Annotated in this window: 4 protein-coding genes; 1 reads left to right on the forward strand and 3 read right to left on the reverse strand. The window is 69.3% G+C overall.

Features of this window, described 5'->3' with window-relative positions; genetic code table 11:
• Positions 1 to 2,550, forward strand: a 2,550-nt coding sequence (locus tag DBR36_RS09180; protein WP_108318736.1) for a multifunctional oxoglutarate decarboxylase/oxoglutarate dehydrogenase thiamine pyrophosphate-binding subunit/dihydrolipoyllysine-residue succinyltransferase subunit, incomplete at its 5' end; no start/stop codon positions are given.
• A 132-nt stretch (positions 2,551 to 2,682) separates the two neighbouring features.
• Here the strand turns inward: DBR36_RS09180 and DBR36_RS09185 are convergent.
• From DBR36_RS09185 to DBR36_RS09195, 3 genes are all read right to left on the reverse strand, one after another.
• A complete protein-coding gene (locus tag DBR36_RS09185; protein WP_108318738.1) occupies positions 2,683 to 3,984 on the reverse strand; it encodes an esterase family protein in 1,302 nt (433 codons plus the stop codon).
• Between the two features lie 61 nt (positions 3,985 to 4,045).
• Entirely contained in the window at positions 4,046 to 5,341 is a 1,296-nt protein-coding gene (locus DBR36_RS09190; RefSeq protein WP_108318741.1) for an esterase family protein, read from the reverse strand.
• Positions 5,338 to 6,349, reverse strand: a 1,012-nt coding sequence (locus tag DBR36_RS09195) for a bifunctional lysylphosphatidylglycerol flippase/synthetase MprF (RefSeq protein ID WP_146185299.1), incomplete at its 5' end; no start/stop codon positions are given. The genes DBR36_RS09195 and DBR36_RS09190, both read right to left, overlap by 4 nt.

The raw sequence follows: 6,349 nt of genomic DNA on the forward strand, positions 1-6,349 counted from the left end.
AGCGTCGACATCTCGGAGCGCATCGACAAGAGTGCCCGCGTCCAGGAGCTCATCAACTCCTACCGCGTGCGCGGCCACCTCATGGCCGACATCGATCCGCTCGAGTACGTGCAGCGCACGCACCCCGACCTCGAGATCGAGTCGCACGGTCTCACCTTCTGGGACCTCGACCGCGAGTTCGTCACCAACGGCCTGGGCGGCAAGCGCGTCGCCAAGCTCCGCGACATCCTCGGGGTGCTGCGCGACTCGTACTGCCGCACCATGGGCGTCGAGTACATGCACATCCAGGATCCCGCGCAGCGCCAGTGGTTCCAGCGCAACATCGAGGTCAAGTACACCAAGCCCGGCCACGACGAGCAGCTGCGGATCCTGTCCAAGCTCAACCAGGCCGAGGCCTTCGAGACGTTCCTGCAGACCAAGTACGTCGGTCAGAAGCGCTTCAGCCTCGAGGGCGGCGAGTCGCTGATCCCGCTGCTCGACCAGATCCTGCAGGGCGCGGCATCCGCGGGTCTCGACGGCGCCGCCATCGGCATGGCCCACCGCGGTCGTCTGAACGTGCTCACCAACATCGCCGGCAAGACCTACGGTCACGTGTTCCGCGAGTTCGAGGGCGCGGTCGCCATCGGCAGCAAGCGCGGCTCGGGCGACGTCAAGTACCACCTCGGCACCGAGGGCACCTTCGTCGGCGACCAGGGCGACGAGCTGCCCGTCTACCTCGCGGCCAACCCCTCGCACCTCGAGACCGTCGACGGCGTGCTCGAGGGCATCGTCCGCGCCAAGCAGGACCGCAAGCCCATCGGCACGTTCTCGTGGCTGCCCATCCTCGTGCACGGCGACGCCGCGTTCGCCGGTCAGGGCGTGGTCGTCGAGACCCTGCAGATGTCGCAGCTGCGCGGCTACCGCACGGGCGGCACGATCCACGTCGTGGTCAACAACCAGGTCGGTTTCACCACCACGCCCACCGACGCCCGCACCTCGGTCTACGCCACCGACGTCGCCAAGACGATCCAGGCTCCGATCCTGCACGTCAACGGCGACGACCCCGAGGCCGTCGTCCGCGCCGCAGAGCTCGCGTTCCTGTACCGCGAGGAGTTCCACCGCGACATCGTGATCGACCTCGTCTGCTACCGCCGCCGCGGTCACAACGAGGGCGACGACCCCTCGATGACGCAGCCGCTGATGACCAACCTCATCGAGGCGAAGCGGTCGGTCCGACGTCTGTACACGGAGTCGCTCGTCGGTCGTGGCGACATCACCGAGGACGAGTACGAGCAGGCGAAGCAGGACTTCCAGAGCCGACTCGAGGTCGCGTTCGCCGACACCCACGAGGCCGAGACGGGGACCAACCCCGTCATCGCCACCGATGCGGCCGACGAGCCGGTCACCGGCGCGCCCGAGACCACCGGCGTCTCCCGCGAGGTCGTGCAGCACATCGGCGACGCGTTCGTGAACAAGCCCGACGGCTTCACGGTGCACACAAAGCTCCAGCAGCTGCTCGACAAGCGCTTCGACATGAGCCGCAACGGCAACATCGACTGGGCCTTCGGCGAGCTTCTCGCCTTCGGCTCCGTGCTGATGGAGGGCACCCCGGTGCGCCTCGCCGGACAGGATTCGCGTCGCGGCACGTTCGTCCAGCGTCACTCGGTGCTGCATGACCGCGACAACGGCCAGGAATGGCTGCCGCTGGCGAACCTGAGCGAGAACCAGGGCCGCTTCTGGGTGTACGACTCGCTGCTCAGCGAGTACGCCGCGATGGCCTTCGAGTACGGCTACTCGGTCGAGCGCTCCGACGCGCTCGTGCTGTGGGAGGCCCAGTTCGGCGACTTCGCCAACGGCGCGCAGTCGGTGATCGACGAGTTCATCTCTTCGGCCGACCAGAAGTGGGCGCAGCAGTCGAGCGTCGTCCTTCTGCTCCCTCACGGTTACGAGGGCCAGGGGCCCGACCACTCGTCGGCGCGTATCGAGCGCTACCTGCAGATGTGCGCGCAGGACAACATGATCGTCGCCCGTCCGTCGACGCCCGCGTCGTACTTCCACCTGCTGCGCCGTCAGGCCTATCAGCGTCCGCGCCGCCCGCTGGTGGTGTTCACGCCCAAGGCCATGCTGCGCCTGCGCGGTGCGACCAGCCCCGTCGAGGACTTCCTCGAGGGTCGCTTCGAGCCGGTGCTCGACGACGACCGCGGCATCGACCGCAGCGCCGTCACGCGCGTGCTGCTGCACGCGGGCAAGATCCACTGGGATCTGCGCGCCGAGCTCGACAAGAACCCCAATCCCGAGATCGCCCTGGTGCGGGTCGAGCAGTACTACCCCGCGCCCGTCGACGAGCTCACCCAGGTGCTGGCCCAGTACCCGGGCGCCGAGCTCGTCTGGGTCCAGGACGAACCCGAGAACCAGGGTGCGTGGCCGTTCATCGCCCTCGAGGTCGCCGAGCAGCTGGGCCGCCCCGTGCGGCGCATCTCCCGTGCCGCCGCCGCCTCGACGGCGACCGGTTCGCCCAAGGTGCACGCCAGCGAGCACGCCGCGATCATGAAAGAGGCGCTCGCGCGCTGACGCTGAAACGCCGAAGGCCCGGTCGATTCGTCGACCGGGCCTTTCGCGTTCCGCGGGCCACTCGCCGGTCCAGCTGAGCGCGCGGCCAGGACGTCGGTTCGAAGCGCCCGCCGGTCCGGTGAGGCTAGACCGTCACGACCTCGGGGCCGCCAATCCCAGGACGGGCGCCAGGGCGGGCACGACCCACGCGAGGCTGGCGTCCAGGGTCTCGCCGGTATGGCCGCCTCCCTCGACGATGTAGGTAAGGGTCGTGAACCCGGCCGCCTGTGCCGCTTGGGAATTCGCGAGCTGTCCAGGACCGTAGGTGGTGTCCGCGCTCCCCCAGGTGAACACAGCGGTGTGACCGGCGAACGTGCCCGGAGCGGCCGCGGCCATCAGCACCGAGGGCTTGTTGGCCTGAAACGCGGCCGCATCGCCCTGGTACACGTCGGTGACAGTCTGCGCGACATGTTCGGAACCGGGGAATTCGTTCCCCATGACGTCGAGCATCTGCCCCCAGACGTCGGGATGCTTCGCCCCGTACATCGCGGCGCACGAACCGCCGTTCGAGAAGCCGCCGATCGTCCAGTAGCGGTGATCGGAAACGATGTTGAGGTTCTTGGCCGCCCACTGCGGAACCCGTTCATTGATGTACGTCGAAACGGCGCCGAAGGTTGCGGAATCCTCGCACGCGGGATCGCGATCGGGTGCCGTGAGCTGGTCGACGACGATCGCGATCGGTGCGAGACCCTTGTTCTGAGCGGCGAACGCGTCCAGCGCCTTGGCGAGCGAGGTCGGATCTGGCGATCCGGGCTGGCCCATCATGAAGACCAGGAGCGGAAGAGCCGGGGGGTTCGCGACGAGCGCGGCGGGCGGCAGGTACAGCGACGCATCCCGCGCGGCGTACTGGCCGGTCGGAATCTGCGTCGCGCCCGTGAGCGCGCTCACCGAGCCTTTCGCCGGCATGTCCGCCGGCGGCTGCCAGCGCTGGTAGAGGGTCGCGGGGTCGCCGGTTGACGCGTCCTGCGAGGGAAGGGATGCCGGATCGAGCGCTTGCACGCCGAGGATCGCCGCGAGATTGTGCGTCACGCCGTACGAGGTGTTGACTCCCACCGCACCGGCGAGAAGCCCCGCGAGAATCGCGATGACGCCCGAGATCCGGCGAGGCCACGGCGCCCGGCAGAGTCCGGTGACGCCGACGGCGGCCCCGGCCGCCGCCCCGGCAGCCCACCAGATCGCCGCTCCCGGAAGCGGTCCCTCGAAGGTGTCCGCGGCCTCGAGGGTCTTGGCGACGACGAACATCACCGCCCCCGCGGCGATGCCGATCAGGCCCGTGAGAACGAGGCGCCGCCGCTTCCAGAGCAGGACAGCGAGGACAGCGAGCGCCGCGACGGTAGCCGAGACCACCAGCAGGGGGCTGTCGATCAGTTCGAGCGAGAGGAAGAATTTGGTCATCGCGGTGCGACCCCCGGTGCCGTCATGCGGCCCCTCTCGAAAGAGGCCGGCGTCCTCGCGCTCATGAGGGAGCGAGTCCCAGGACGGGTGCGAGCTGCGGGACGGCGAAGGCGAGTGCTCCGTCCAGCGCCGGCCCGTCGTGTCCCGCGCCGCTCACGACATGCGTCACGGCGGTGAAGCCGGCCGATCGGGCGGCGAGGGCGTTGCGCTGCTGGCCCGGTCCGAAGACGCCGTCGGATTCGCCCCATGTGAAGATGGCGACGTGGCCCGCGTAATCCCGAGAGGGCGTGCGGCCCATGATGGCGGCCGGAGTCGCTGCGTCGAATGCCGCCCGGTCCCCGCCGAACACCTCGTCGATCGTGGCGTCGGGGTGCTCGGAGCCGGGGTACTCGTTCCCCGACACATCGATCAGGTGACCCCACACCTGAGGGTACTCGGCCGCCCATTTGGCGGCGCACGAGCCGCCGTTGGAGAACCCCCCGATCACCCACAGCCGGTGATCGGTCGACACGTTGAGATGGGAGGCCGCCCACTCCGGGACGAGGGTGTTCAGGTAGGTGGCGACCGGCCCGTACTTCGCGGAATCCGCGCAGGACGGATCCCAGTCACCGGATGCGGTCTGATCGGCGACTATCGCGATCGGCGCCAGACCGTCATGGGTTTGCGCGAAATCGTCGAGAGCCTTGGCGAGACTCGTCGGGTCGGGCGAGCCGGGTTGCCCCATCATGAAGACGATGAGGGGCAGGATCGGCGGATCCTTCACGAGCGCGGCGGGCGGAAGATACAGGGACGCGTCCCGGGCCTGAAAATCGCCCGACGGGATACGGGAATCCCCGCTCAGGGCGCTGACGGTACCCACGGATGGCATGTCTGCGGGGGGCGTCCAGTTCTTCCAGGTCGCGACGCCCGTGCTGTCGTCCTGTGCGGCGTCCGGTAATTCGGCGCGGTCGAGGGCCTGCACGCCCATGATCGCGGCGAAGGTGTGCGTGATGCCGTAGGAACTGTTGACGCCGAGGAAACCGGTGAGGACGGATGCGATGATCACCACCGCTCCCACGATCCGGCGTACCCGCGGCGCCGTGGCAACACCCATGACGCCCGCAGCGATCCCGGCGACGGAGAGCGCCGACCATCGAGCGGCCCCCGCAGGCAGCGGACCGTCGAAGACCTGGGCCGCGCTGAGCGCCCTTGCGACCAGGTACATGACAGCCCCTGCGGCCAGCGCGACGCAGGTCATCCGCACGACGTGGCGTGGGGCCCATGCCAAGACGACCAGCACGCCGATGACGCTCAGGGTCGCGAAGACGGTGATGAGCGGAGAATCGATCAACTCCAGCGACAGGAAGAACTTGTTCACCGCCGCCCCTCCCAGGCGGTGCGCGCGAGCGCCACCATCTCGCGGCGCGAGGCGTCCGGCAGGTACGCGCGACCGACGGCGGCGCCGATACCGGGCAGCTGCAGAGGATCACGGTAGGCAAGGGCCAGCGGGCGGTAGCGCGGGCGGAACTTGCCCTTGAAGCGGAAGAGCGAGGCGAAACCGTACGCCGGCTCGAGCACCTCGGCGAGCCAGCGCAGGAGAGCCCGGAGCGGTGCGGGATCGCCGTCGGCCGGTTCGTCGGGGTCGTCGGCGAGCGGAGCGCCCGACAGACTGAGGACCGTCGCCCCCTCTTCCTGCAGCTGCAGGGCGGCCTTGGCGATCAGGAACTCCATCATTCCGTTGGGTCCGTCGGTCCGACGCCGCATGAAGTCGAGCGTCCAGCCGGTGATCTCACCGTCGGTCCAGCTCGGCATCCAACTCGTCACCGCCTCGATACGGTCGTCGGGACCGACCGCGAGCAGCAGACGCACCTCGCGGTCGCGCAATTCGTCGAGCGATCCGAGGGTGAAGCCCATCTCGGGCAGGGCGCGATCGGCGACCCACTCCTCGTCGATCGCCACGACCTGCGACGCCTGCGACACGCTGAGCTCGCTCCACCGGGACCACACGGCCGTGTAACCCTCGCGCTCGGCGCGGGTGAGGGGCTGACGCACCTTCTGCCAGCTCTTGCCGGCGAAGGTCAGGCCGGGCAGGTCCATCACCGTCTCGACGCCGACGGGCACGCTGCGCCATCCGAGATCGACGAGGTCGGCGAGGGTGTCGGCGTGGACGCTGTAGAACGCGGGAATCCATCCCTGGTCGACGCAGAAGTCGGTGAACGCGCGCAGCGCCTCGGGCCGTCGACCGTCCGGGGCCAGGGGGTCGGCGACGGCGAGGGCGACGTCGCCCACCAGACGGTAGGCCACCGCGCAGCTGCGGTCGGCGGAGTACCAGTGGCGGTTGCCCTCCCACGTCCCGAGGAAGCCGAGCGTGTCACTCCCCCGCCGC

Origin of the sequence: Microbacterium sp. HMWF026 (assembly GCF_003061325.1) — a bacterium.
Classification (GTDB): Bacteria; Actinomycetota; Actinomycetes; order Actinomycetales; family Microbacteriaceae; genus Microbacterium; species Microbacterium testaceum_E.